We start from the raw sequence: 429 nt of genomic DNA, 5'->3' as shown, positions 1-429 counted from the left end.
GAGGAAGTAGGCCCAGTTCGCGGTGCTGGAGTAGAGCGCGCCGATCGCGGCGCCGTAGGCGGCCGGCGGGAAGGTGAAGTTCAGGGCGTACTCGATCAGGGCGATGATGAAGCCCACGACGAACGATAATCCGAAGAGGCTCAGGCCCTTACGCCAAGGTCCCTTGATCGCAAAGTAGATCGGGCCGAAGAAGAACGCCGGACCGTGCGCTCCGAGCCGCATCCGCTGCCCGAAAGACTGCTGTTGGAACGCGGCCGTCGCCTCGGGCGAAGACGCGGGCTGGCCGTAGCGTGAGACGACGTCGAAGCGGCTGCGCCACTTCTCGGGCACCTCGAAGGCCGCCGGGCCCGGTGCAGGCGCCGCGTAGGGGTTCGGCGCGGCATACGGGTTGGGCGCCCCGTACGGGTTCTGCGCCGCATACGGGTTGGG

1 protein-coding gene is annotated in these 429 nt (G+C 68.1%); it reads right to left on the bottom strand.

The window, feature by feature from the left end; translation table 11 throughout:
• Nucleotides 1-429 (bottom strand): DUF2628 domain-containing protein (locus RM590_RS35735; RefSeq protein WP_311708971.1); only part of this gene is annotated, 429 nt, incomplete at both ends.

This window comes from Streptomyces litchfieldiae, assembly GCF_031845365.1.
Lineage (GTDB): Bacteria > Actinomycetota > Actinomycetes > Streptomycetales > Streptomycetaceae > Streptomyces > Streptomyces litchfieldiae.
Note: the sequence above shows the minus strand (reverse complement) of the source record. Positions and strands in the feature narration are given on the sequence as shown.